The 20,607-nt window shown below is 70.7% G+C and carries 22 protein-coding genes and 1 pseudogene; 14 read left to right on the forward strand and 9 right to left on the reverse strand.

What is annotated here, in order from left to right; all coding sequences use genetic code 11:
* The first annotated feature begins 35 nt into the window (after window positions 1–35).
* The 7 genes from ACV7NL_RS14855 (at window position 36) to ACV7NL_RS14885 (ending at window position 6,682) form a co-directional block, all read left to right on the forward strand.
* Window positions 36–1,313 carry an SfnB family sulfur acquisition oxidoreductase gene (locus ACV7NL_RS14855; protein ID WP_463356062.1) on the forward strand — a complete coding sequence of 426 codons (1,278 nt, stop codon included), beginning with the start codon at window positions 36–38 and terminating at the stop codon, window positions 1,311–1,313.
* Between the two features lie 167 nt (window positions 1,314–1,480).
* On the forward strand, window positions 1,481–2,764 hold the full coding sequence (locus ACV7NL_RS14860; RefSeq protein WP_463356063.1) for an acyl-CoA dehydrogenase family protein: 1,284 nt from the start codon (window positions 1,481–1,483) through the stop codon (window positions 2,762–2,764).
* A gap of 96 nt (window positions 2,765–2,860) precedes the next feature.
* On the forward strand, window positions 2,861–3,487 hold the full coding sequence (locus ACV7NL_RS14865) for a class I SAM-dependent DNA methyltransferase (protein ID WP_463356064.1): 627 nt from the start codon (window positions 2,861–2,863) through the stop codon (window positions 3,485–3,487).
* The gene (locus ACV7NL_RS14870) at window positions 3,484–4,272 is read left to right on the forward strand and encodes a cytochrome b/b6 domain-containing protein (RefSeq protein WP_463356065.1); all 789 of its coding nucleotides are present in this window, start codon (window positions 3,484–3,486) and stop codon (window positions 4,270–4,272) included. The genes ACV7NL_RS14865 and ACV7NL_RS14870 overlap by 4 nt, the downstream gene beginning before the upstream one ends.
* Window positions 4,265–5,005 carry a molybdopterin-dependent oxidoreductase gene (locus tag ACV7NL_RS14875; RefSeq protein ID WP_056190530.1) on the forward strand — a complete coding sequence of 247 codons (741 nt, stop codon included), beginning with the start codon at window positions 4,265–4,267 and terminating at the stop codon, window positions 5,003–5,005. The genes ACV7NL_RS14870 and ACV7NL_RS14875 overlap by 8 nt, the downstream gene beginning before the upstream one ends.
* A gap of 183 nt (window positions 5,006–5,188) precedes the next feature.
* On the forward strand, window positions 5,189–6,433 hold the full coding sequence (locus ACV7NL_RS14880; RefSeq protein ID WP_463356066.1) for an HPP family protein: 1,245 nt from the start codon (window positions 5,189–5,191) through the stop codon (window positions 6,431–6,433).
* Window positions 6,434–6,523: 90 nt separating this feature from the next.
* Complete coding sequence (locus tag ACV7NL_RS14885) at window positions 6,524–6,682, forward strand: hypothetical protein (protein ID WP_156375972.1); 159 nt, start codon at window positions 6,524–6,526, stop codon at window positions 6,680–6,682.
* A 24-nt stretch (window positions 6,683–6,706) separates the two neighbouring features.
* Here the strand turns inward: ACV7NL_RS14885 and ureG are convergent, their stop codons facing one another.
* Genes ureG through ACV7NL_RS14915 form a run of 6 tightly spaced genes read right to left on the reverse strand, consistent with a single transcriptional unit; the run spans window position 6,707 to window position 11,517 of the window.
* Window positions 6,707–7,324: an urease accessory protein UreG gene (gene ureG, locus ACV7NL_RS14890; protein ID WP_056190534.1), complete on the reverse strand. Its 618-nt coding sequence runs from the start codon at window positions 7,322–7,324 to the stop codon at window positions 6,707–6,709.
* A 23-nt stretch (window positions 7,325–7,347) separates the two neighbouring features.
* On the reverse strand, window positions 7,348–8,022 hold the full coding sequence (locus tag ACV7NL_RS14895) for an urease accessory protein UreF (RefSeq protein ID WP_463356067.1): 675 nt from the start codon (window positions 8,020–8,022) through the stop codon (window positions 7,348–7,350).
* Window positions 8,015–8,554, reverse strand: a complete 540-nt coding sequence (locus tag ACV7NL_RS14900) for an urease accessory protein UreE (RefSeq protein ID WP_463356068.1) — start codon at window positions 8,552–8,554, stop codon at window positions 8,015–8,017. Before ACV7NL_RS14900 ends, ACV7NL_RS14895 begins: the two co-directional genes overlap by 8 nt.
* A 49-nt stretch (window positions 8,555–8,603) precedes the next feature.
* Window positions 8,604–9,131 carry a DUF29 domain-containing protein gene (locus ACV7NL_RS14905; RefSeq protein WP_463356069.1) on the reverse strand — a complete coding sequence of 176 codons (528 nt, stop codon included), beginning with the start codon at window positions 9,129–9,131 and terminating at the stop codon, window positions 8,604–8,606.
* Window positions 9,132–9,164: 33 nt separating this feature from the next.
* Complete coding sequence (gene ureC, locus ACV7NL_RS14910; protein WP_056190542.1) at window positions 9,165–10,892, reverse strand: urease subunit alpha; 1,728 nt, start codon at window positions 10,890–10,892, stop codon at window positions 9,165–9,167.
* 4 nt (window positions 10,893–10,896) lie between these two features.
* Entirely contained in the window at window positions 10,897–11,517 is a 621-nt protein-coding gene (locus ACV7NL_RS14915; RefSeq protein WP_056190544.1) for an urease subunit gamma, read from the reverse strand.
* Window positions 11,518–11,735: 218 nt separating this feature from the next.
* Here ACV7NL_RS14915 and puuE point away from each other — a divergent pair.
* The 7 genes and pseudogenes from puuE to ACV7NL_RS14950 form a co-directional block, all read left to right on the forward strand.
* Window positions 11,736–12,626, forward strand: a pseudogene (gene puuE, locus ACV7NL_RS14920) (allantoinase PuuE); the annotation flags it as partial.
* 90 nt (window positions 12,627–12,716) lie between these two features.
* Window positions 12,717–13,382 carry an HTH-type transcriptional regulator RutR gene (gene rutR, locus ACV7NL_RS14925; protein WP_463356070.1) on the forward strand — a complete coding sequence of 222 codons (666 nt, stop codon included), beginning with the start codon at window positions 12,717–12,719 and terminating at the stop codon, window positions 13,380–13,382.
* Window positions 13,383–13,636: 254 nt separating this feature from the next.
* Window positions 13,637–14,737 (forward strand): pyrimidine utilization protein A, encoded by a 1,101-nt coding sequence (gene rutA / locus ACV7NL_RS14930; protein ID WP_463356071.1) that lies wholly within the window; start codon window positions 13,637–13,639, stop codon window positions 14,735–14,737.
* Entirely contained in the window at window positions 14,737–15,489 is a 753-nt protein-coding gene (gene rutB / locus ACV7NL_RS14935) for a pyrimidine utilization protein B (protein ID WP_463356072.1), read from the forward strand. Before rutA ends, rutB begins: the two co-directional genes overlap by 1 nt.
* Window positions 15,490–15,561: 72 nt before the next feature.
* Window positions 15,562–15,951 carry a pyrimidine utilization protein C gene (gene rutC, locus ACV7NL_RS14940; protein WP_056190553.1) on the forward strand — a complete coding sequence of 130 codons (390 nt, stop codon included), beginning with the start codon at window positions 15,562–15,564 and terminating at the stop codon, window positions 15,949–15,951.
* A gap of 87 nt (window positions 15,952–16,038) precedes the next feature.
* Window positions 16,039–16,812 carry a pyrimidine utilization protein D gene (rutD, locus tag ACV7NL_RS14945; RefSeq protein WP_463356073.1) on the forward strand — a complete coding sequence of 258 codons (774 nt, stop codon included), beginning with the start codon at window positions 16,039–16,041 and terminating at the stop codon, window positions 16,810–16,812.
* Between the two features lie 5 nt (window positions 16,813–16,817).
* Window positions 16,818–17,393 carry a flavin reductase gene (locus ACV7NL_RS14950; RefSeq protein WP_056190557.1) on the forward strand — a complete coding sequence of 192 codons (576 nt, stop codon included), beginning with the start codon at window positions 16,818–16,820 and terminating at the stop codon, window positions 17,391–17,393.
* A 122-nt stretch (window positions 17,394–17,515) separates the two neighbouring features.
* Here ACV7NL_RS14950 and ACV7NL_RS14955 read toward each other — a convergent pair whose 3' ends face one another.
* From ACV7NL_RS14955 to ACV7NL_RS14965, 3 genes are all read right to left on the reverse strand, one after another.
* Window positions 17,516–17,779, reverse strand: a complete 264-nt coding sequence (locus ACV7NL_RS14955; protein ID WP_056190559.1) for a hypothetical protein — start codon at window positions 17,777–17,779, stop codon at window positions 17,516–17,518.
* A gap of 393 nt (window positions 17,780–18,172) precedes the next feature.
* Window positions 18,173–19,015 (reverse strand): factor-independent urate hydroxylase, encoded by an 843-nt coding sequence (gene pucL / locus ACV7NL_RS14960; protein ID WP_247636979.1) that lies wholly within the window; start codon window positions 19,013–19,015, stop codon window positions 18,173–18,175.
* A gap of 49 nt (window positions 19,016–19,064) precedes the next feature.
* Window positions 19,065–20,375, reverse strand: a complete 1,311-nt coding sequence (locus tag ACV7NL_RS14965) for a nucleobase:cation symporter-2 family protein (RefSeq protein WP_247636980.1) — start codon at window positions 20,373–20,375, stop codon at window positions 19,065–19,067.
* Window positions 20,376–20,607: the final 232 nt, after the last annotated feature.

The raw sequence follows: 20,607 nt of genomic DNA on the forward strand, positions 1-20,607 counted from the left end.
CCTCCGCCGAACCGCCCCCGATCCGGAGACACGCCATGACCATCGCCGTCAGCCCGAACATCGCCGCCAGCCAGACATCACGGGAGACCCATCGCTGGCCCGCCGGGGCGCCCGGTCCCGAGCGCCCCGCCGCCCCGGCCCACATTGTCCGCGACGACGCCGAGGCGCTGCGGATCGCCCACGCGCTGGCGGAGGGGTTCCGGGCCGGCGCTTCGGAGCGCGACCGCACCGGGCGCCGCCCCCTGGCCGAACTCGACGCGTTCTCGCAGAGCGGCCTGTGGTCGATCAACGTGCCGCGGGCGCAGGGCGGGCCGGAGCTGTCGTACCGGACCGTGGCCCAGGTCATCGCCATCGTGTCGGCGGCCGACCCGTCGATCGGCCAGATCGCCCAGAACCACCTCGGCATCGTGGCGGCGATCGACACGGTGTCGGACGCGGACCAGAAGGCGCTGCTGTTCGGGCTGGTGCTGGCCGGCATCCGCTTCGGCAACGCCTTCTCGGAAATGGGCACGCCGCGTGCCGCCGACTTCAAGACGCATTTCGTCGAGGACGGCGACCACGTCGTGGTCCAGGGCACCAAGTTCTACGCCACCGGCGCGCTGCTGGCCCATCTCGTGCCCATCGTGGCCCTCGATGACGCGGGCCGGGCCTGGTACGCCATCGCCGAACGCAACGCCCCGGGCCTCACGGTGATCGACGACTGGTCGAGCTTCGGCCAGCGCACCACCGCCAGCGGCACGGTGCGGATCGACGGCGTGCGGGTGCCCAAGACCCATCTGGTGCCGGCCTGGAAGGGCTACGCCGCCCCGAGCGCCGACGGGGCCATCTTCCAGATCATCCAGGCGGCCGTGGATGCGGGCATCGCCCGGGCGGCGCTCGCCGAGACCATCGAGTTCGTGCGCACCCGGTCGCGCCCCTGGGTCGACAGCGGCCTGGAGCGGGCCTCCGACGACCCCCACACCATCCGCATCGTCGGCGACCTGACCATCCGGCTGCACGCGGCCGAGGCGCTGCTCGACCGGGCGGGCCTCGCCCTCGACGCCGCCGTGGCGGCACCGCAGGCCGACACGGTGGCGGCGGCGCAGCTGGCGGTGGCGGAGGCCAAGGTGCTCACCACCGAGGTGGCTCTGAGCACGACCAACACCCTGTTCGAGCTCGCCGGCACCCGCTCGACCCTGGCCGAGCACAACCTCGACCGGCACTGGCGCAACGCCCGCACCCACACCCTTCACGACCCCGTGCGCTGGAAATACGCGATCGTCGGCAATCACGCCCTCAACGGCGTGAACCCGCCCTTCCACGCCTGGAGCTGACGCGGGGGAACCGGACGGAGCGCGGCGGCGCCCCCGCCGCGCCGTCGTGCGCCTCGGCAACCCAGGTGCTTTTTGACGCGGGAGAACCGGGCTTCGACGCGGAAAAACGGAGCTTGTGTACGCAAACAGCGTCTGGAGATCGCGCGGGCGTGATCCATGTGCTGTCCATGAACTTCATCCCCCTTCATCGACATCTTCAGGACTGCTCGGCCCCCGACCCGGCGAGGATTCTGGCGGCGGCCCGGGCGGTGGCGGACCGGGCCGGCGAGCGCGCCGACGCCCTCGACCGCGCGGGCGGGTTTCCGGCCGAAGACGTGGCCCACGCATACGAGGCCGGACTGCTGGCGGCGCCGCTGCCGGTGTCCCTCGGCGGCGCCGGCCTCGACGCGCCCGAGCGGGCGCCGGTCCTCGCCGACGTCCTGGCGCGGGTCGGGCGCGGCAGCCTCGCCCTCGGCCGACTCTATGAGGGCCACGTCAACGCCCTGCTGCTGATCCTGCGCTACGCCGACCCGGCGGTGGCCGAGCGCCTCGCAGGCGACGTCCGGGCCGGGCACCTGTTCGGGGTCTGGAACACCCAGCCCCAGACCGGCGGCCTCAGTCTGGAAGACGTGCCGGGCGTGGAAGACGTGCCGGGCGTCGAAGACTTGCCGGGCGTCGAAGACTTGCAAGGCCCGGAAGCTCCGCAAGGAGCCGGGGCCGGCTGGCGGCTGCGCGGGGTCAAGTCGTTCGCCTCCGGGGCCGGATCGGTCACCCGCCCCCTCGTCACCGCGCGCCGGCCGGACGGGCGCCAGCAGATGCTGGTGGCCAACCTCGTGGCCGGGACCCGGGCCGACCTTTCCGGTTGGCAGGCCCACGGCATGCGCGCCTCCACCTCGGGCATCCTCGACTTCACCGGCCTGCCCGCCGATCCGGGCGGCTTCGTCGGCGGACCGGACGCCTACTTCGCCGAGCCGCACTTCTCCGGCGGGGCCTGGCGCTTCGCCGCGGTGCAGCTCGGCGGCATCGAGGCGGTGTTCGACGCCCTGCGGACCCATCTCCGGGCCACCGGGCGCGGCGGCGACCCGCACCAGGCCGCCCGCCTCGGGGAGGCCGCGATCGCGGTGGAAACGGCGCGCCTGTTCGTGGCCCGGGCGGCGGTGCTGGCCAGCGACCCGGCGGCGGAGCCCGAGCGGGTGATCGCCTACGTCAACCTCACCCGTCTGGCGGTGGAACGGGCCGGGCTCGACGTGCTGGAGCGGGCCCAGCGCTCGGTCGGGCTCTCGGGCTTCCTCAGCCCGCATCCCCTGGAGCGCCTGGCACGGGACCTGGCGACCTACCTGCGCCAGCCCGGGCCGGACCGGGCGCTCACCGCCGCGGCGGCCCATATCCTCGCCGAGGCGCGGCCGGCGGACCTCCTGTGGCGTGATCCCCCCGGGATGCCCGCGCCAGAGGCGCGATCGGCGGGTGTTTGAGGTGCAGCGCGGTCCGCGCATGATGGCGTCCGGACCACCGATTCCCCTCCCGTCCGCTTCAGGCTCGGGGCCGTGCGTCCCATCGGCGAGGCTTTCATGACCGGCTCCATCCCGACACGCGCCACCCGGACATTGCCGGCGGATTATTTCACCGACCTCTACGCCGCCAATCCCGATCCCTGGGACTTCACCACCTCGCCCTACGAGCACGCCAAGTACGCCGCCACCCTGACGGCGCTCGGCCGGCCGACCTACGCCGAGGCCCTGGAGATCGGCTGCTCGATCGGCGTCATGACCCGGCGCCTCGCCGATCGCTGCAGGCGCCTGCTCGCCCTCGACGTGGCCGAGAGCGCCCTCGACACCGCCCGCGCGCGCTGCGCCGACAGCCCGCAGGTCGACTTCCTGCGGGCGGCGGTGCCGGATGAATGGCCGCCCGGCCGGTTCGACCTCGTGCTGCTGTCGGAGGTGCTGTACTTCTTCACCCCCGAGGACCTGTCCCGGATCGCCCAACATCTCACCGCGTCGCTGAAGCCCGGGGGCGAGGTCGTCCTGGTGCACTGGCTCGGGGAGACGGACTTTCCCCTCAGCGCCGATGCGGCCGTGGAAACCCTGATCGGGCTGACGGCGCCCGGCCTGACGTCCCGCCACCAGAGCCGCACCGAGCGCTACCGCCTCGACGTGCTGCAGGCGCCTCCGGTTTCGGCCCCGCAGGCCCCCGCGTGAGGCGGGCGCCCCCGGCAGAGGCTCCGGACCCGTCCCTGGTCCATCGCCACGCCGCCTGGGTGCGGCTGACCCACTGGCTCAATGCCGCCGCGTTCCTGGCCCTGCTGGTCAGCGGCGTCGCGATCCTGCTCGCCCTGCCGCGCCTGTTCTGGGGCGAGACCGGGGCCAACGGGGCGCCGGCCGCCCTCGACCTGCCGCTGCCGGTCAACCTCGAACAGACGGGCTGGGGCCGCAACCTGCACTTCCTCGCCGCCTGGGTGCTGGTGCTCAACGGGATCGTCTACGGCATCGTCGCCTTCGTGGGCGGCCACTTCGCCCGAGACCTCGTCCCCGACCGGGACCAGCTCGCTCCGCGCCACCTCGCCCGCGAGATCGCCGACCATGTCCGCCTCCGGCCGGCGCGCGGCCGCGAGGCCCTGCGCTACAACGCCCTGCAGAAGTTCGCCTACCTGGCGGTGCTGTTCGGCCTGTTTCCCCTGATGGTGCTCACCGGGCTGACCATGTCGCCGGGCGTCACGGCCGCCTATCCGGAGCTGTTCACCCTGTTCGGCGGCCGGCAATCGGCGCGCACGCTGCATTTCCTCACCGCCTGCCTGCTGGTGGCGTTCCTGGTGGTGCACGTGGCCCAGGTCTTCGTCGGCGGGGCCGGCAACCTGATGCGCTCGATGATCACCGGACGCTTCCGCGTTCCCGGAGACGATTCCCGAGTTCCTTCCCGAGTTCCTTCCCGAGTTCCTTCCCGAGCCCCTTCCCGAATTCCTGCTGCGGAGCCCCCCGATGCGTGACCTCTCGCGCCGCCGCCTCCTCGCCGGTTCGGGCACGCTGCTGGGCGCCGGGCTGCTCGGCGGCTGCGAGGCGCCGGCCCTGTCGCGGCTCGCCACCCCCTACGACTGGAGCAACGGCCTGACCTTCGCGGTCCAGCGCTGGCTCCAGCGCCACCAGCCCCTGGTGCGCGAGTTCGGGCCGGAGGCGATCTCGGCGGTGTTCCCGACCATCAACACCACGGACCCGGACCATTCCGATTACCGGCGCTCCAAGGCCCTCGGATTCACGGATTGGCGGCTCCCGGTCGGCGGCCTCGTCGAGCGCCCGGGCGCGTTCTCCCTCGCCGACCTCCGGGCGATGCCGGCCCGGGCACAGATCACCCTCCACGCCTGCGAGCAGGGCTGGTCGGCCATCGCCAAGTGGACGGGCGTGCCGCTGGCCCACCTGCTCGCCACGGTGGGCCTGAAGCCGGAGGCCCGCTTCATCGTGGTGCGCAGCGTCGATGGCTGGTGGGACAGCTACGACCTGTTCGATGCCCTCCATCCGCAGACAATCCTGGCCTACGGCATGAACGACGCCCCCCTGCCGGTGGCGCACGGCGCCCCGGTCCGCCTGCGGGTGGAACGCCAGCTCGGCTACAAGAGCCTGAAATATCTCAGCGCGATCGAGGCGGTGGACCGGGTCGACGGCCTCGGCCAGGGTCGCGGCAGCATGGTCGCCGAACTCGGATTCCCCTGGTACGCGGGCATCTGAAGCCGAAGCATCTGCCTTCATGGCAGGCATAAGGCTCTGCCTTCATGGCAGGCATTCTGCCCAAGCGCGTTGCATTTTCCGAGCCGGTCTGTCAGTTTTTCGCTGGTATACCAGAGATGCCTACCCGCATCGTCGGCGATGGCCGACCCTGAAGGCGGACGGCGCGAGAATGTGGGGTGTCAGATGTCGCATGGGGTTGGCCCTGAACGCCGGACCGGAATCCCTGTCGGTGGTGTCCCTGCCGGCGTTCCTCTCGGATCATCCCTGAGCGCCCGGGTGTTCCGGCCGATCCTGGCCGGCGCGACCCTGCGCGAGCGGCTGATCGGCTGCCTCGGCGCGCTCATCGGCATCGCCCTCACGGGGCTCGTCAGCGGCTGGATCGTCGGGGAGGGGCCGCACATCCCCCTGATCGTCGCGCCCATGGGCGCGACGGCGGTGCTGCTCTTCGCCGTACCGGCCAGCCCCCTGGCCCAGCCCTGGCCGATCATCGGCGGCAATACGATCTCGGCCCTGATCGGCGTCACGGCCGCGCATTTCATCTCCAACCCGGTCCTGGCCATCGGGGTCGGCGTCTCGCTGGCCATCGCCGTGATGTCGTTCACCCGCTGCCTGCATCCGCCCGGCGGAGCCGCCGCCCTGACCGCCCTGATCGGCGGCCCCGCCATCGCCTCGTCCGGCTTCCTGTTCCCGTTCGTCCCGGTCTGCCTCAACTCCCTCATCCTGGTCGGGCTCGGCATCGCCTTCCATCGGGTCTCGGGGCGGACCTATCCGCACGTCGCACCCGCCACCCCGGTCAATCCGCACGGCACCGCCGACGCGCCCGCCCCAGTGCGGGTGGGGTTCAACGTCCGGGACGTCGACGCGGCGCTGCTGACCCTCAACGAAACCCTCGACATCGACCGCACCGACCTCGACCGCCTGCTGCGGGAGGTCGAGGCCCAGGCCCTGCAGAGGACCCACGGAACCCTGACCTGCGGGGCGGTGATGTCCCGCGACGTGATCACCCTCGGCCTGCACGAATCGCCCGAGCGAGCCCGCGACCTGCTGCTCCAGCACAACATCCGGACGCTGCCGGTGGTGTCGGAATCCGGCCAGCTCGTCGGCACGGTCGGTCTGCGCGAGCTGTCGCTGCGGAGCGAGGGGCGTTCGGGGCAGAATCCCGTGCCGGAGCTGGCGCGGGTGATGTCGGAGGCGCGGACGGCCGGGCCGGACGCGCCGGTGCTCAGCCTGGTCGAGGTCCTCACCAACGGCCACAGCCACGCGGTGGTGGTTACCGCTCCGGACGACCGCATCCTCGGAATCGTCACCCAGACCGACCTGCTCGCGGTCCTGACGCGCCTGGTCTCGGCGAAGGCGTTCGAGGCGCCGGACGTAGCGCCCCGGGGAGCGGCCCTGCAGCCGGCTCCCGAGCCGGATCCGGGTTCCTGAAGCGGGACCGGCCTTCCGAGCGGGGACGTCTGGCCCGCTTGTTGCACGCCTCGGCTCCCGGCGCGCCGGATGCGCCCGCAGGTCCCGCCGATGCCAGACACGCTGCACGAGACGCCCGTTCTGCTCCACCTGCTGCATGCCGCCCTGATGGTGGCCAGCATGATGCTGACCTGGCAGGTCCACCGCCTCCGCACCGCGTCGCCTGCACGAACGTCGGCCGGGACCAGGGCGCCGGTGGGCCGGTCTTAGGACGGTCCGTCCGAAGAAGGCCGCTCAGGCGTTCAGCCCGCCGGCCTCCACCACGAAGCGCGCGATGGCGTCCGCCCCGTGGCCGTCGCGCAGAGACGAGAACACGTAGGGCCGGGTGCCGCGCATCCGCTTCGTGTCCGATTCCATGATGCCGAGATCGGCGCCGACCAGGGGCGCGAGGTCGGTCTTGTTGACGATCAGAAGATCCGAGCGGGTGATGCCGGGGCCGCCCTTGCGGGGGATCTTCTCGCCGCCCGCCACGTCGATGACGTAGAGGGTCAGGTCGGCGAGTTCCGGCGAGAAGGTCGCCGCGAGGTTGTCGCCGCCCGACTCGATCAGGATCAGGTCGAGCTTCGGGAAACGCCGGCGCATCTCCGCCACCGCCGCGAGATTGATCGAGGCATCCTCGCGAATGGCCGTGTGCGGACAGCCGCCGGTCTCGACGCCCATGATCCGCTCCTCGGGCAGCGCCCCCGCCACGGTGAGGAGGCGGGCATCCTCCTTGGTGTAGATGTCGTTGGTGATGGCGCAGATTTCGTAGGTGTCGCGGAAGCGCTTGCACAGCTGCTCCATCAGGGCCGTCTTGCCGGAACCGACGGGGCCGCCGATGCCGACGCGAAGCGGGCCGTTGAGAGACGTCATCGCACATTCCTCATGCGGGGGGCTCAGGACCGGAAGATCCGGGAATACTGGGTCTCGTGCCGGAACGAGCCGAGGTCGAGATTCAGGGTGGCGCTGCCGAGATCGTCGCGGGTGAGCGCCGGAATGGTGGCGGCGAGCGCCGTCACCCGCGGCGTCAGGGCGGCGACGATCCGCGTGCCGGCGCTCTGGCCGATGGGCGCGCAGCGCAGGGCCGCCGAGACCAGGTTCTGCAGGAAGGCGAGGCCGAACCCGGCCAGCACCGGCGCCCGGGCCATGCGGTGGGCGCCGGCCGCGAGCCCGACGGCGACGGGGTAGGCGACCGCGCCGGGCAGGCCCGCGGCGAGACGATCGAGGCCCGGCGTGCCCCAGGCCGCCACGGTGGCGTCGAGGAAGCTGCGGCCCTGCTGGCTCGTCTCCAGGTGCAGTTCGGGCGAGGGGGCCAGGGCCAGGGCGAGGTCGTTGACCTCGGACAGCCCCGGCGCGTCTCCGGCCGACGCCGCCGCATGGGCTTCGGCCAGGAGGATGAGGTCGTTGCGGCCCGAGCCGTGCTCGAGCACGTCGGCGAGCCAATCCGTCAGCGAGGCCTCGTCGCCGACCTCGCCGCTCTCCACCGCGCCCTCGAGCCCGTGCGAATAGGCGTAGGCCCCCACCGGATAGCCCGGCGACAGCCACGCCATCAGGCGCAGGGCCTCAATCATGAGCGTGCGGATGGTCGTGCAAGTGGTCGTGCAAGTGGTCGTGCGGGTGGTCGTGCGGGTGGTGACCCTGATGGTGGGCGTGGTGATGCTGACTGGCGGCCTCGCCCGCATAGGCGCCGCCCTCCGGCCGGAACGGGCGCTGGACCGGTTCGGCGCTGCCGCCCAGTCCGCGCACCATCTCGGCGAGCACGTGGTCGAAGCCGATATAGACCGCGTCGGTGCCGATCTCGGCCGGGATGTGCCGGTTGCCGATGTGCCAGATCAGGCGCTTGAGGGCGTGATCGTCGGTGGCCCGGATCTCCAGCAGCGGCTCCGGCGCGGCCTCGACCCAGACCAGCCGGCCATCCTGCAGCACCAGGGCATCGCCGTCGTCGAGGACGGTCGGCTCGGGCAAGTCGAGCAGGAAGGACAGCCCGCCCGCGGCGCGCATGGCCATACGCCGGCGGTGCCGGTCGCCATGGTCGAGGACGATGCGATCGACGATCTCGCCGGACAGGGCATCGCGGCGCTGGACGTGGGTGGCGCGGATCATGGGGCGTGGGACGATACGGTGCAGGTGGTCACGGGATCGGCAGAGTTCATCAGGTGAAGCGAGGCTCGAGAGGGCCGGGATAGAAGCTGTCGTCCAGGATCTGCGCCAGGGTGTAGGGACAGGCCTGCGGAAATGTCTGTTCCGCCAGCCCGGTCTCGCTCGCCGCGCGGACGCGCGCCAGGTGATAGGCCTTGGCCAGCACCCTCTCCGGCCAAGCCCGGAGGCTCGGGCTGACATCGAGAAGACCTTCGATCTGGAGACGCTGCTCGACCATCGAGGCGCGCCAGCCGTATTTCCGATGGTCCGGCTGGAATTCCCATTTCAGCAGGTGCTGGAGCAGCACGGCGAGGCGGTTCCGGATCTCGGATTTTTGCGATCCACCCAAGCTCTCGATTTCCTCGGCAAGATGGTACCAGTCGATGCGGTGCCGGTCGCCGGCTTGCTGGTCGCTGGCTTGCTGGTCGCCGGCTTGCCGCCCCCCCGTGCGCAGAAGGGCGGCCTGATCCTGCGTCCACAGGTAGAGGTCGGTCTCGTAGAGGTCGTGCCCCTGGGATGGGCTGAGGGCCGCCTTGGACATGTGGGACTCCGCGCGCGTCGACCGCATCCTACCTCAAAACAGGAAGTAGCGCTGCGCCATCGGCAGCACCTCGGCGGGCTCGCAGACCAGGAGTTCGCCGTCGGCGCGGACGTCGTAGGTCTCGGGGTCGACCTCGATGTGCGGGGTGGCGTCGTTGAGGATCATGCTCTTCTTCGAGATGCCGCCGCGCACGTTCTCGACGGCGACGAGGCGCTTCTGCACCCCCAGCCTTTCGCCCAGGCCATCCTCGATCGCCGCCTTCGACACGAAGGTCAGGGCGGTGGCGAAGGGCACCCGGCCGTAGGCCCCGAACATCGGCCGATAATGCACCGGCTGCGGCGTCGGGATCGAGGCGTTGGGGTCGCCCATCGGGGCGGTGGCGATGGCCCCGCCCTTGATGACGAGATCGGGCTTCACCCCGAAGAAGGCCGGATTCCACAGGACGAGATCGGCGAGCTTGCCCGGCTCCACCGAGCCGATCTGGCCCGAGACGCCGTGCGCGATGGCCGGGTTGATGGTGTACTTGGCCACGTAGCGGCGGGCGCGCAGGTTGTCGTTGCCGGAGGTGTCGCCCGGCAGGGCGCCGCGCTGGCGCTTCATCTTGTCGGCCGTCTGCCAGGTGCGGATGACGACCTCGCCGACCCGGCCCATGGCCTGGCTGTCCGAGGACATCATCGAGAGCGCGCCGATGTCGTGCAGGATGTCCTCGGCCGCGATGGTCTCGCGCCGGATGCGGCTCTCCGCGAAGGCGAGGTCCTCCGGGATGGCCGGGTCGAGGTGGTGGCACACCATCAGCATGTCGAGATGCTCGTCGATGGTGTTCTTCGTGTAGGGCCGCGTCGGGTTGGTCGAGGACGGCAGCACGTTGGCCAGCCCCGCCACCTTGATGATGTCCGGCGCGTGGCCGCCGCCCGCCCCCTCGGTGTGGAAGGCGTGGATGGTCCGCCCCGCGAAGGCCCGGATCGTGTCCTCGACGAAGCCGGATTCGTTGAGCGTGTCGGAGTGGATCATCACCTGCACGTCGTGGAGGTCGGCGACGGTGAGGCAGGTGTCGATGGCCTGGGGCGTGGTCCCCCAATCCTCGTGCAGCTTCAGCGCGCAGGCCCCGGCGCGGACCATCTCCACCAGGCTCTCGGGCCGCGCCGCGTTGCCCTTGCCCGCGAAGGCGAGGTTCATCGGGAAGGCATCCGCCGCCTCGATCATCCGGGCGAGGTGCCACGGACCGGGGGTGCAGGTGGTGGCGAAGGTGCCGTGCGCCGGCCCGGTGCCACCGCCCAGCATGGTGGTGATGCCGGAGCACAGGGCCTCGTCGATCTGCTGCGGGCAGATGTAGTGGATGTGGCTGTCGAACCCGCCGGCCGTGAGGATCTTGCCCTCGCCGGCGATCACCTCCGTGCCGGGGCCGACGACGATGTCGACGCCGGGCTGGATATCCGGGTTGCCGGCCTTGCCGAGCTTGGCGATCCGGCCCTTCACGATCCCGACGTCGCACTTCACCACGCCCCAATGGTCGAGGACCACCGCGTTGGTGATGACGGTGTCCACCGCCCCGTCCTGGTTGGTGACCTGGGATTGCCCCATGCCGTCGCGAATCACCTTGCCGCCGCCGAACTTCACCTCCTCGCCATAGGTGGTGTGGTCGCGCTCGACCTCGATCACGAGGGACGTGTCGGCGAGCCGGATGCGGTCGCCCGTGGTCGGGCCGAACATGTCGGCATAGGCGGCCCGGGGCAGGGCGGCGCGAGGGGGCATGTTGGCCATGGTGTCAGAGCGCTCCCATCACGTCGCCGCGGAACCCGTAGACGGTGCGGTTTCCGCCGAGCGGCACCAGCACGACCTCGCGGGTCACGCCGGGCTCGAAGCGCACCGCCGTGCCGGGGGCGATGTCGAGGCGCTGGCCGCGCGCCGCCTCGCGGTCGAAGGTCAGGCCGGGATTGACCTCGTAGAAGTGGTAGTGCGAGCCGACCTGGATCGGCCGGTCGCCGACATTCGAGACCGTCACCAGGGTGCGGGGCGCACCTTCGTTGAACACGATCTCGCCGGGCAGGGTGGTCACGGTGCCGGGCACCTCCGCCGAGGCCGCGCCCCGGATCGGGTGGTGCACGGTGACGAGCTTGGTCCCGTCCGGGAAGGTGGCTTCCACCTGGATGTCGTGGATCATCTCGGGCACGCCGTCCATGCACTGCTCGGCGGTGAGCACGTGTCCGCCGGCCTGCATCAGCTCCGAGACCGAGCGCCCGTCGCGAGCGCCCTCGACCACGAAGTCGCTGATCAGCGCCACCGCCTCCGGATAGTTCAGCTTCACGCCGCGGCCGAGCCGGTTGCGGGCCACCTGCGCGGCCATGGCGAGGAGGAGCTTGTCCTTTTCGCGAGGGGTCAGGAGCACGGGAGAGACCTCGGGGGTTGGGCGCGGGCCGGTCAGCCGCCGGTGAAGGCAAGGACCGTGCGCGATGGGGGTTCGGCGCGGCAAGCTCGCCGCAGTCAGCGCGGCGCGCATGGATGCATTCCGGCGCCGCGAGTGCAAGGACCCCGAGCCGGTTGACAGCAGGCGCCTCCCCGGCCGAACAGCGGAGCCGATCCTTCTCTCCCCCGAGGGCCGGCCCCGTGACCTACCCCCGCGATCTCGTCGGCTACGGCCGCACCCCGCCGCACCCGCACTGGCCCGGCGGCGCGCGGATCGCGGTGCAGATCGTGCTGAACTACGAGGAGGGGGGCGAGAACTGCATCCTGCACGGGGACGCGGCCTCGGAGGCCTTCCTGTCGGAGATCGTCGGGGCGCAGCCCTGGCCGGGCCAGCGCCACATGAGCCTCGAATCGCTGTTCGAGTACGGCGCGCGGGCCGGGTTCTGGCGCCTGTGGCGGCTGTTCCGATCGCGAAACATCCCCGTCACCGCATTCGCCGTCGCCACCGCGCTCGCCCGCCATCCCGATGTCGCCGTCGCCATGCGGGAAGCGGATTGGGAGATCGCCTGCCACGGCCTCAAATGGATCGACTACCGGAACTTCACCCGCGCCGAGGAGAAGGCGCACATGGACGAGGCGATCCGCATCCACACCGAGATCACGGGCGCGCGCCCGCGCGGCTGGTACACCGGGCGCTCCTCGCCCCACACCCTCGACCTCGGGATCGAAGCCGGGATGACCTATCTCGCCGATTCCTACGCCGACGACCTGCCGTACTGGATCACGGAGCCCAGCGGCCGGGGCCTCGTGGTGCCCTACACCCTCGACGCCAACGACATGAAATGCGCGGCGATCCAGGGCTTCAACACCGGCGACCACCTCTTCACCTACCTGCGCGACACCTTCGATGCGCTCTATGAAGAGGGCGAGCACGCGCCCAAGATGATGTCGGTGGGCCTGCATTGCCGGCTCGTCGGCCGGCCGGGGCGGATCGGCGCCCTGATCCGCTTCCTCGATCATATCGCCGCCCACGACCGGGTCTGGGTCGCCCGCCGCATCGACATCGCCGAGCACTGGATACGGACGCACCCGCCCGCCTGACGGCGGCGCGCCGGAATAGCGCGGGACACACCGCATCGCCCCTCTTGCCAGGCGCCGCCGCCGCGGGCTTCGATGCGCGCCATGACCGAGACCAGCCCGGACGCCGCCGTCGCCTCCCCACCCGCACGTCGGCGTCGCAAGGACGGCGAGGCGCGCCGCGTGATGATCCTCGATGCAGGGCTTGCCTTGTTTTCGAGCGTTGGGCTGCATGGCGCCAGCGTCGAGGGCATCGCCGAGCGGGCGGGCCTCTCGAAGACCAACCTGCTGTACTACTTTCCCTCGAAGGAGGAGCTTTACATCGCGGTCCTGCGCCGGGTGCTCGCGGTCTGGCTCGATCCGCTCCAGGCCTTCGACGCCGACAGCGAGCCGGCCGAGGCCTTCCGGCACTACATCCGCGCCAAGCTGACCCTGTCGCGCGATGCGCCCCAAGCCTCGCGCCTGTTCTGCCTGGAGATCGTTCAGGGAGCGCCGCTGCTGCGGCCGGAGCTGGAAGGCCCGCTGCGCGACCTCGTCGAGGCCAAGGCCACCGTCATCCGAAGCTGGAGCGCGCAGGGGCGAATCGGCCCGCACGACCCGCATCACCTGATCTTCTCGATCTGGGCGATCACCCAGCACTACGCCGACTTCGCCGTGCAGGTGGATGCCGTCAGCGGGCGCAGCCTCGACGATCCGGCCTTCTTCGAATCGGTCGTCGCCAGCACGCAGGACCTGATTCTGGCCGGGCTCGGCCTGAATCCCGCGCGGTAGCGGGCCGAATCCGCCATCCATCTGGGCAGCGACCGCTCAACCGCTAGGCAAACCGGAGAGACTTTATGCAACCACCGGAAAAGCGCCGGATGGAGTTTGACCATTTGGTCTGAATAGAGTTGGATCGTCGGTGCCGGGGGGTGATGTCAGTCTCCCGTCCGGTCTCGACAGGCCCTCGTCTTGCTTTGTCCAGTCCGTGCCTGTTGCGAAGTCTTGTCCTTCAGCCGGGGCTGCCCGGTGCGAGCGAGGTTGCCATGAACGTCGGCGTCTTCATCCCGATCGGAAACAACGGCTGGCTCCTGTCGGAGAACGCGCCGCAGTACAAGCCCAGCTTCGAGCTGAACAAGCAGATCGTGCTCAAGGCCGAGGGCTACGGCTTCGACTTCGCCCTGTCGATGATCAAGCTGCGGGGCTTCGGCGGCAAGACCGAGTTCTGGGACCACAACCTCGAATCCTTCACCCTGATGGCGGGTCTGGCCGCCGTCACCAGCCGGATCAAGCTGTTCGCCACGGCCGCGACCCTGTGCATGCCCCCCGCCATCACGGCCCGGATGGCCGCCACCATCGATTCGATCTCGAACGGGCGCTTCGGCCTCAACCTCGTCACCGGCTGGCAGCGACCGGAATACGCCCAGATGGGCCTGTGGCCCGGCGACGAATATTTCTCGCGCCGCTACGAGTATCTCTCGGAATACGCGCAGGTTCTGCGCGACCTGTGGGAGACCGGCACCTGTACCCTTAAGGGCGACTTCTTCCAGATGGACGATTGCCGTCTCAGCCCGCGCCCGCAGGCCGAGATGAAGATCATCTGCGCCGGCCAGTCGAGCGCCGGCATGGAGTTCACGGCGAAGTACGCCGACTATAATTTCTGCTTCGGCAAGGGCGTGAACACGCCGACCGCCTTCGCCCCCACGGTGGAGCGGCTGGAATCTGCCAAGGCTGCGACCGGCCGCGACGTCTCCTCCTACGTGCTGTTCATGATCATCGCCGACGAGACCGACGAGGCCGCCCGGGCCACCTGGGAGCATTACAAGGCCGGCGCCGACCAGGAGGCCATCGCCTGGCTCGGGGTGCAGGGCGCCGCCGACACCAAGTCGGGCACCGACACCAACGTGCGCCAGATGGCCGACCCGACCTCGGCGGTGAACATCAACATGGGCACGCTGGTCGGCTCCTACGCCGAGGTGGCGCGCATGCTCGACGAGGTCGCCACCGTGCCGGGCACCGAGGGCGTGCTGCTGGTGTTCGACGACTTCCTCAAGGGGCTCGACGCCTACGGCACCCGCATCCAGCCCCTGATGGCCAGCCGCGCCCATATCGCCGCGGATGCCGAGACCATGGCGAAGGTGGCGTGATGGACCAGATCGCGAAACCGGCCGGCTACACCGACGCGGCAGGTCGCCAGGGCGCCATCACCCTGGCGGCACGGCCCGAGCCCATCGCCTTCGACGCCGCGGCCACCGCGCTCATCGTCGTCGACATGCAGAACGCCTATACCAGCCCGGGCGGCTACCTCGATCTGGCGGGATTCGACGTCTCGGGCACCGGACCGGTGGTGGCGCAGATCGCCCGCGCGGTGACGACGGCCCGGGCCGCCGGCATCCGGATCGTCTGGTTCCAGAACGGCTGGGACCCCGATTACGTCGAGGCCGGCGGCCCGGGTTCACCGAACTGGCACAAGTCCAACGCCCTCAAGACCATGCGGGCGAAGCCGGCCATGAACGACCGCCTGCTCGCCAAGGGAACCTGGGACTACGCCCTGGTCGACGCCCTCAAGCCGGAGCCCGGCGACATCGTGCTGGGCAAGTCGCGCTACAGCGGCTTCTACAACACCCAGCTCGACAGCCTGCTGCGTGCGGCCGGCATCCGCACCCTGGTCCTCACCGGCATCGCCACCAACGTCTGCGTGGAATCGACCCTGCGCGACGGCTTCTTCCTCGAATATTTCGGCATCGTGCTGGCCGACGCCACCCATCAGGCAGGGCCGGCCGCCCTGCAGGCGGGGGCGCTCGCCAATATCGAGACCTTCTTCGGCTGGGTCTCGGACGTCGCCGCCTTCGAGGCGGCCCTGCGGCCGGATCTCGCCCGCCCGGCGGCGGCGGAATAGGGCCGCCCGCCGCGATTCGCCTGCAAGCTCCATCGACAGAGGCGCCTTTCCCGCCCCAGGAGACCTCCGACCATGCCCAAGACCGTGATCATTCCGCCCGGCACCGGCAAGCCGCTGGCGCCCTACGTGCCCGGTACGCTGGCCGACGGCGTGCTCTACGTCTCGGGCACGCTGCCCCTCGACGCGGAGGCGAACGTCGTCCACGTGGGCGATGCCGCCGCGCAGACCCGGCATGTGCTGGAGACCATCAAGGGCGTGGTCACCGCCGCCGGCGGCACCATGGACGACATCACCTTCAACCACATCTTCCTGAAGGACTGGGCCGATTACGCCGCCATCAACACGGTCTATGCCACGTACTTTCCCGGCGAGAAGCCGGCGCGCTACTGCATCCAGTGCGGCCTGGTGAAGCCCGACGCGCTGGTGGAGATCGCCTCGGTCGCGCATGTGGGCAAGGCCTGAGCCCTCGTCCTTCGCTGAAGCCTCGTCCTTCGTTCAAGCCTCATCCTGCCCGAGGCATTCCTCCTGACCCATTCTCGTGAGGCATCGATGGCGATCCATCACGCGGTCCAGGGCTCCGGCGCCCGGACGGTCCTGCTCTCCCCGGGGCTCGGCGGCTCGGCCGGCTACTTCGCGCCGCAGATGGACGCGCTGACCGCGCGCTTGCGCGTGATCACCTACGACCATCGCGGCACCGGCCGCTCGGGCGGGCCCCTCGAGCCCGGCCACGACATCGCCGCCATGGCGCGCGACGCCCTCGCCGTGATGGATGCCTGCGGGTCCGAGCGCTGCGACATCGTCGGGCACGCGCTCGGCGGGCTGATCGGCCTCGAACTCGCCCGCACCCATCCGGACCGGGTCGGCCGCCTCGTCGTGATCAACGGCTGGGCCCGGGCGGATTCCGCCACGAAGCGCTGCTTTGCCGCCCGCAAGGTGTTGCTGGCCGAGAGCCCGGAGGCCTATGTCCGGGCGCAGGCCATCTTCCTCTACCCGGCGGCCTGGCTGTCCGAGCACGCGGACCGCGTGGCCGAGGACGAGGCGCACGCCCTGGCGCATTTCCCCGGGCGCGACACGGTGCTGGCCCGGATCGCGGCGCTGGAAGCCTTCGACCTGACGGCGGATCTCCCAGGCATCGCGCACGAGACCCTCGTCATGGCGGCGGAGGACGACGTGCTGGTGCCCTATCTGTGCTCGGAGGCGCTGGCGCGGGGGCTGCCCAACGCGCGCCTCGACCGGGTGCCGAGCGGCGGCCACGCCCACAGCGTGACCCGCGCCGACGCCTTCAACCGGACGCTCGTGGCGTTCCTCGCATCCCAGGAGTGATCCGCATGAGCCAGACGAACCCCAGCGCGGCAGATTTCCCCGGCGCGGCAAACCTGCCCGGCGTCGAGGCCGACGCCTATCGCGGCGCGATGGCGCGCGTGGCCGGCGCCGTCCACCTCATCACGACCGACGGGGACGGGGGCCGGGCCGGCTTCACCGCCTCCGCGGTGTGCAGCGTCAGCGACGGGCCGCCGACGCTGCTGGTCTGCATCAACCGGTCGTCCTCGGCCTATGCGGCGGTGAGCGCCAACGACGTGCTGTGCGTGAACACCCTGGCGGCGGAGCAATCCGGAATCGCCACGGCCTTCGGTGGGCGCACCCCGATGGAGACGCGCTTTGCCGCCGCCACCTGGACCACCCTCGTGACCGGCGCTCCGGCCCTTCCCGGAGCCCTCTCGGCCTTCGATTGCCGCATCGTCGGCCGGCACCCGGTCGGCACCCACGACGTCCTCTATTGCGAGGTGGTGGGCCTGGCCGAGCCCGGCGACGGGCACGGCCTCGTCTACGCCGACCGGCGCTATCACACCGTGCCGCTCAGCCCCGAAGCCCCGCCCGAAGCCCCGCGCGAAGCCGCGGCCTGAACGGCCTCCGTCCTCTGGCGAAGCAGAGACTCCGGCGCATCAAAAACCGCTCCGCTTCCGGAACGACGAAGGCCGGCGCCCCGCCTGGGAACACCGGCCATCCTCAGGATCGGGACCGGGACTTACCAGCGGTCGGCGCGGGGAGCGCGGACCGAACCGGTGGTCAGATCGCCCGTGACGTTCCGCTGAACGATCGTATCGCCGTGGCTCCGGCGCAGTGCGTGCAGGTTGTGGGCGGCGGCCCGTCCCTCGAGACCACCCGGAGCCACGGCGGCCGGGATGCCGGCGGGTGCGTTGTAGCTCTGGGCGACGGCGCCCGAGGCGGACAGGCCCAGGGCGATGGCGAGGGTGGCGGAAACCGCAGTGGTGAGGCGACGATGGGTCATGGCAGGAATCCTCGATCGGAACGCGTGTCGCAGAGACGCGAGGCGGTGCGGTCCGGTTCCTGCAATCTGTGCGCGTATGGCGCCGAAAACAACACATCCTGCTTGAGGATTGTGCATCAAGGATGAGCAAAGCGGCACGAACTCCACCGCTCATCTCCCGCCGATGTGCTCGAAGTCTTGAAAATTCCTTATTCGCTCCAGGCACTTGATCGAACATCGCCGTTTTCTGCGGCATCGCGGCGGATCTGGCATGGTTCTGGACGCCGCGTGCGAATCCGCACCCGGGCAGCTGGATTTCTCGGCTTCGGCACGCGAAACGCCGGCCCAGCCTGCGGACGAACCGAGGTCTGAAGCACGGATCGGCGCCCAACAGGAGGCTCGGCTTCGCGGCGGTCAGCCGTCGCGCGCCAGGGTGGCCTCGATCTGGCCGTGCGGCTCGTCGGTGGGCAGGAAGACCTGGCCTCCATGGGCGATGCCGAAGGGCGCCAGGTTCATCGGGATGTAGTGCTTGTTGGGCATCGCGAAGTGGATCTCGGCGATGTCCGGCCGGGCCGCCAGCACCGCCTCGCCCATGCGGTACATGCTGTCCTGCACGCCGGCGCTGTAGGTGGTGGCGAAGACCGTGATCATCGTGTCGAGGATGGCCGCGTTGGCCGTCACCGGGTCGGCCGGCGGCGCGGTCCAGGTCCAGGTCGCGTCCATGCTGGTGGCGCAGATGCGGTCATGGGTGTCGGGCAGGGTCCGGAAGGCGTCGTCGACGAAGTCGGCCCAGCCGGATTCCGTGGTCTTCATCAGGGTGTAGCCGCGCAGGCCCGATTGCAGCACCGCGCCGGACCGGTCGGCGACGAGGCGGACGAAGGGCGCGCCGTTGCCGTCGAGGGTGAAGGTGTGGGCGTGCGGCGCCCCCGCGATGGTCCGGCGCAGCCAACGGGTTTCCAGCGCCTCGATGGTGACGGTGGCGACCTGCGCGTAGCGCTCCAGGAACAGGTCGGCGACATGGCCCACGAAGGCCTCGGTCTCCGCCTCGACCTGCTGGGCGGCGGTGATGTTGACGATGTTCTTGATGCTGTCGGTGGCGATCACCTGCCGGTTGTCGCCCGACGTCCAGGCGGCGCCGAAATCGCCCTCCAGCAGCACCGTCAGGGTGAGTTCGCGCACGCTGTGGCGCGCGTCCCCGCGCACCAGCCGGAGCACCCGCACGCGGCCCTTGCCGTATCGTGCCTTCGTCAGCGCCATGGTGCGGGTCCTCTCACGATCGATGGCCTCCCGGACCGGGTCCGGCGGCTCACGCCTCGGCGGCATGGGCGAGGCGGGCGGCCTCGGCCCGGGCGCCGTCCCGGCTGCCGAGACCGTTGAAGAACAGGTTCAGGGCGACCGCCGACAGGGCCGCCAGCAGGATGCCGGATTCCAGCAGCGGATGCAGCACGTCCGGCATCTGCTTGAAGAAGGCCGGCGCCACCAGGGGGATCAGCCCGAACCCGACCGAGACCGCGACGATGAACAGGTTGTTGCGGTTGGCGGCGAAATCGACCGCGCCGAGGATGCGTGTGCCGGTGGCCGCCACCATGCCGAACATCACCAGCCCGGCTCCCCCGAGGACGCAGGGCGGCACCGCCTCCACCAGGGCCGCCAGCTTCGGAACCAGCCCGAGGCCGAGCATCACCACGCCGCCGATCACCGTGACGACGCGCGAGCGCACGCCGGTGACGCCGACGAGGCCGATGTTCTGCGAGAACGAGGTGTACGGGAAGGTGTTGAACACCCCGCCCAGCACGGTGCCGAGGCCGTCGGCGCGCAGGCCCCGGATCAGGCGGGCCTCGTCCACGGTCTCGCCGGTGATCTCGGCCAGGGCCAGGAACATGCCGGTGGATTCGATCATCACCACCACCATGACGAGGCAGAGGGTGAGGCTGGCCACGAGATCGAACTTCGGCACCCCGAAGGCGAAGGGCCGCACCACGTCGAACCACGGCGCCGTGGCCACCCGCGACAGGTCGACGAGGCCGAAGGCGCCCGCGACCCCCATGCCGACCACGATGCCGATGAGCACCGAGGCCGAGGCGACGAAGCCGCGGGTGTAGCGGGTGAGGCCCAGGATGACGAGAAGGACGAACAGCGCGATGCCGAGATAGAGCAGCGCCCCGTAGGCCGGGTTGCCGAGGCCGCCGGCGGCCCAGTTCACGCCCACCCGCATCAGCGAGATGCCGATGACGAGGATCACCGTGCCGGTCACCACCGGGGGAAACAAGGGCAGCAGCCGCCCGACCAGGGGCGCCGCCAGGAGGGCGAACAGGCCCGCGACGATGACCGCCCCGTAGATGCCCGTGAGCCCGAGATCCGGGCTGGTGCCCATGGCGATCATCGGCGTCACCGCCGCGAAGGTCACGCCCATCATCACCGGCATGCGGATGCCGATGCCGGGCAGGCCCCAGCTCTGGATCAGGGTGGCGAGGCCGCAGGCGAACAGGTCGGCGCTGACCAGCATCGCCACCTGCTCGGGCGGGAGCTTGAGGGCGCGCCCGACGATGAGCGGCACCGCGACGGCGCCGGCATACATCACCAGCACGTGCTGAAGCCCGAGAAGCAGGAGCGCCAATGGTGGGGCGGTGGGCGCGGAGCGGCCGGCTGGACCGGGCTGGGACGATGCGGGGGTTGAAGAAGAGCCGGATGCGGAAGAGCTGTGATCCACGCGACGGTCCCTCGTCTCGCGCGGGCCCGGGAAGGCCGCGGCAGTCCGGGTCCGCAAGCCACATGCCAGCCCAAGGCCTCGTCCCCCGGAAGGGCGGACCCGTACGACCGGGTGAAATCACGCGGCACCATCCGAGGCC

It is taken from the genome of Methylobacterium sp. Ger2507 (assembly GCF_055231875.1).

Excerpts from the sequence above, each read along its gene's own strand:
- ACV7NL_RS14855 (WP_463356062.1), top strand. The coding sequence starts at position 36 with ATGACCATCGCCGTCAGCCCGAACATCGCCGCCAGCCAGACATCACGG.
- ACV7NL_RS14860 (WP_463356063.1), top strand. The coding sequence starts at position 1,481 with ATGAACTTCATCCCCCTTCATCGACATCTTCAGGACTGCTCGGCCCCC.
- ACV7NL_RS14865 (WP_463356064.1), top strand. The coding sequence starts at position 2,861 with ATGACCGGCTCCATCCCGACACGCGCCACCCGGACATTGCCGGCGGAT.
- ACV7NL_RS14875 (WP_056190530.1), top strand. The coding sequence starts at position 4,265 with ATGCGTGACCTCTCGCGCCGCCGCCTCCTCGCCGGTTCGGGCACGCTG.
- ACV7NL_RS14880 (WP_463356066.1), top strand. The coding sequence starts at position 5,189 with ATGTCGCATGGGGTTGGCCCTGAACGCCGGACCGGAATCCCTGTCGGT.
- ACV7NL_RS14885 (WP_156375972.1), top strand. The coding sequence starts at position 6,524 with ATGCCAGACACGCTGCACGAGACGCCCGTTCTGCTCCACCTGCTGCAT.
- ureG (WP_056190534.1), bottom strand. The coding sequence starts at position 7,324 with ATGACGTCTCTCAACGGCCCGCTTCGCGTCGGCATCGGCGGCCCCGTC.
- ACV7NL_RS14895 (WP_463356067.1), bottom strand. The coding sequence starts at position 8,022 with ATGATTGAGGCCCTGCGCCTGATGGCGTGGCTGTCGCCGGGCTATCCG.
- ACV7NL_RS14900 (WP_463356068.1), bottom strand. The coding sequence starts at position 8,554 with ATGATCCGCGCCACCCACGTCCAGCGCCGCGATGCCCTGTCCGGCGAG.
- ACV7NL_RS14905 (WP_463356069.1), bottom strand. The coding sequence starts at position 9,131 with ATGTCCAAGGCGGCCCTCAGCCCATCCCAGGGGCACGACCTCTACGAG.
- ureC (WP_056190542.1), bottom strand. The coding sequence starts at position 10,892 with ATGGCCAACATGCCCCCTCGCGCCGCCCTGCCCCGGGCCGCCTATGCC.
- rutR (WP_463356070.1), top strand. The coding sequence starts at position 12,717 with ATGACCGAGACCAGCCCGGACGCCGCCGTCGCCTCCCCACCCGCACGT.
- rutA (WP_463356071.1), top strand. The coding sequence starts at position 13,637 with ATGAACGTCGGCGTCTTCATCCCGATCGGAAACAACGGCTGGCTCCTG.
- rutB (WP_463356072.1), top strand. The coding sequence starts at position 14,737 with ATGGACCAGATCGCGAAACCGGCCGGCTACACCGACGCGGCAGGTCGC.
- rutC (WP_056190553.1), top strand. The coding sequence starts at position 15,562 with ATGCCCAAGACCGTGATCATTCCGCCCGGCACCGGCAAGCCGCTGGCG.
- rutD (WP_463356073.1), top strand. The coding sequence starts at position 16,039 with ATGGCGATCCATCACGCGGTCCAGGGCTCCGGCGCCCGGACGGTCCTG.
- ACV7NL_RS14950 (WP_056190557.1), top strand. The coding sequence starts at position 16,818 with ATGAGCCAGACGAACCCCAGCGCGGCAGATTTCCCCGGCGCGGCAAAC.
- ACV7NL_RS14955 (WP_056190559.1), bottom strand. The coding sequence starts at position 17,779 with ATGACCCATCGTCGCCTCACCACTGCGGTTTCCGCCACCCTCGCCATC.
- pucL (WP_247636979.1), bottom strand. The coding sequence starts at position 19,015 with ATGGCGCTGACGAAGGCACGATACGGCAAGGGCCGCGTGCGGGTGCTC.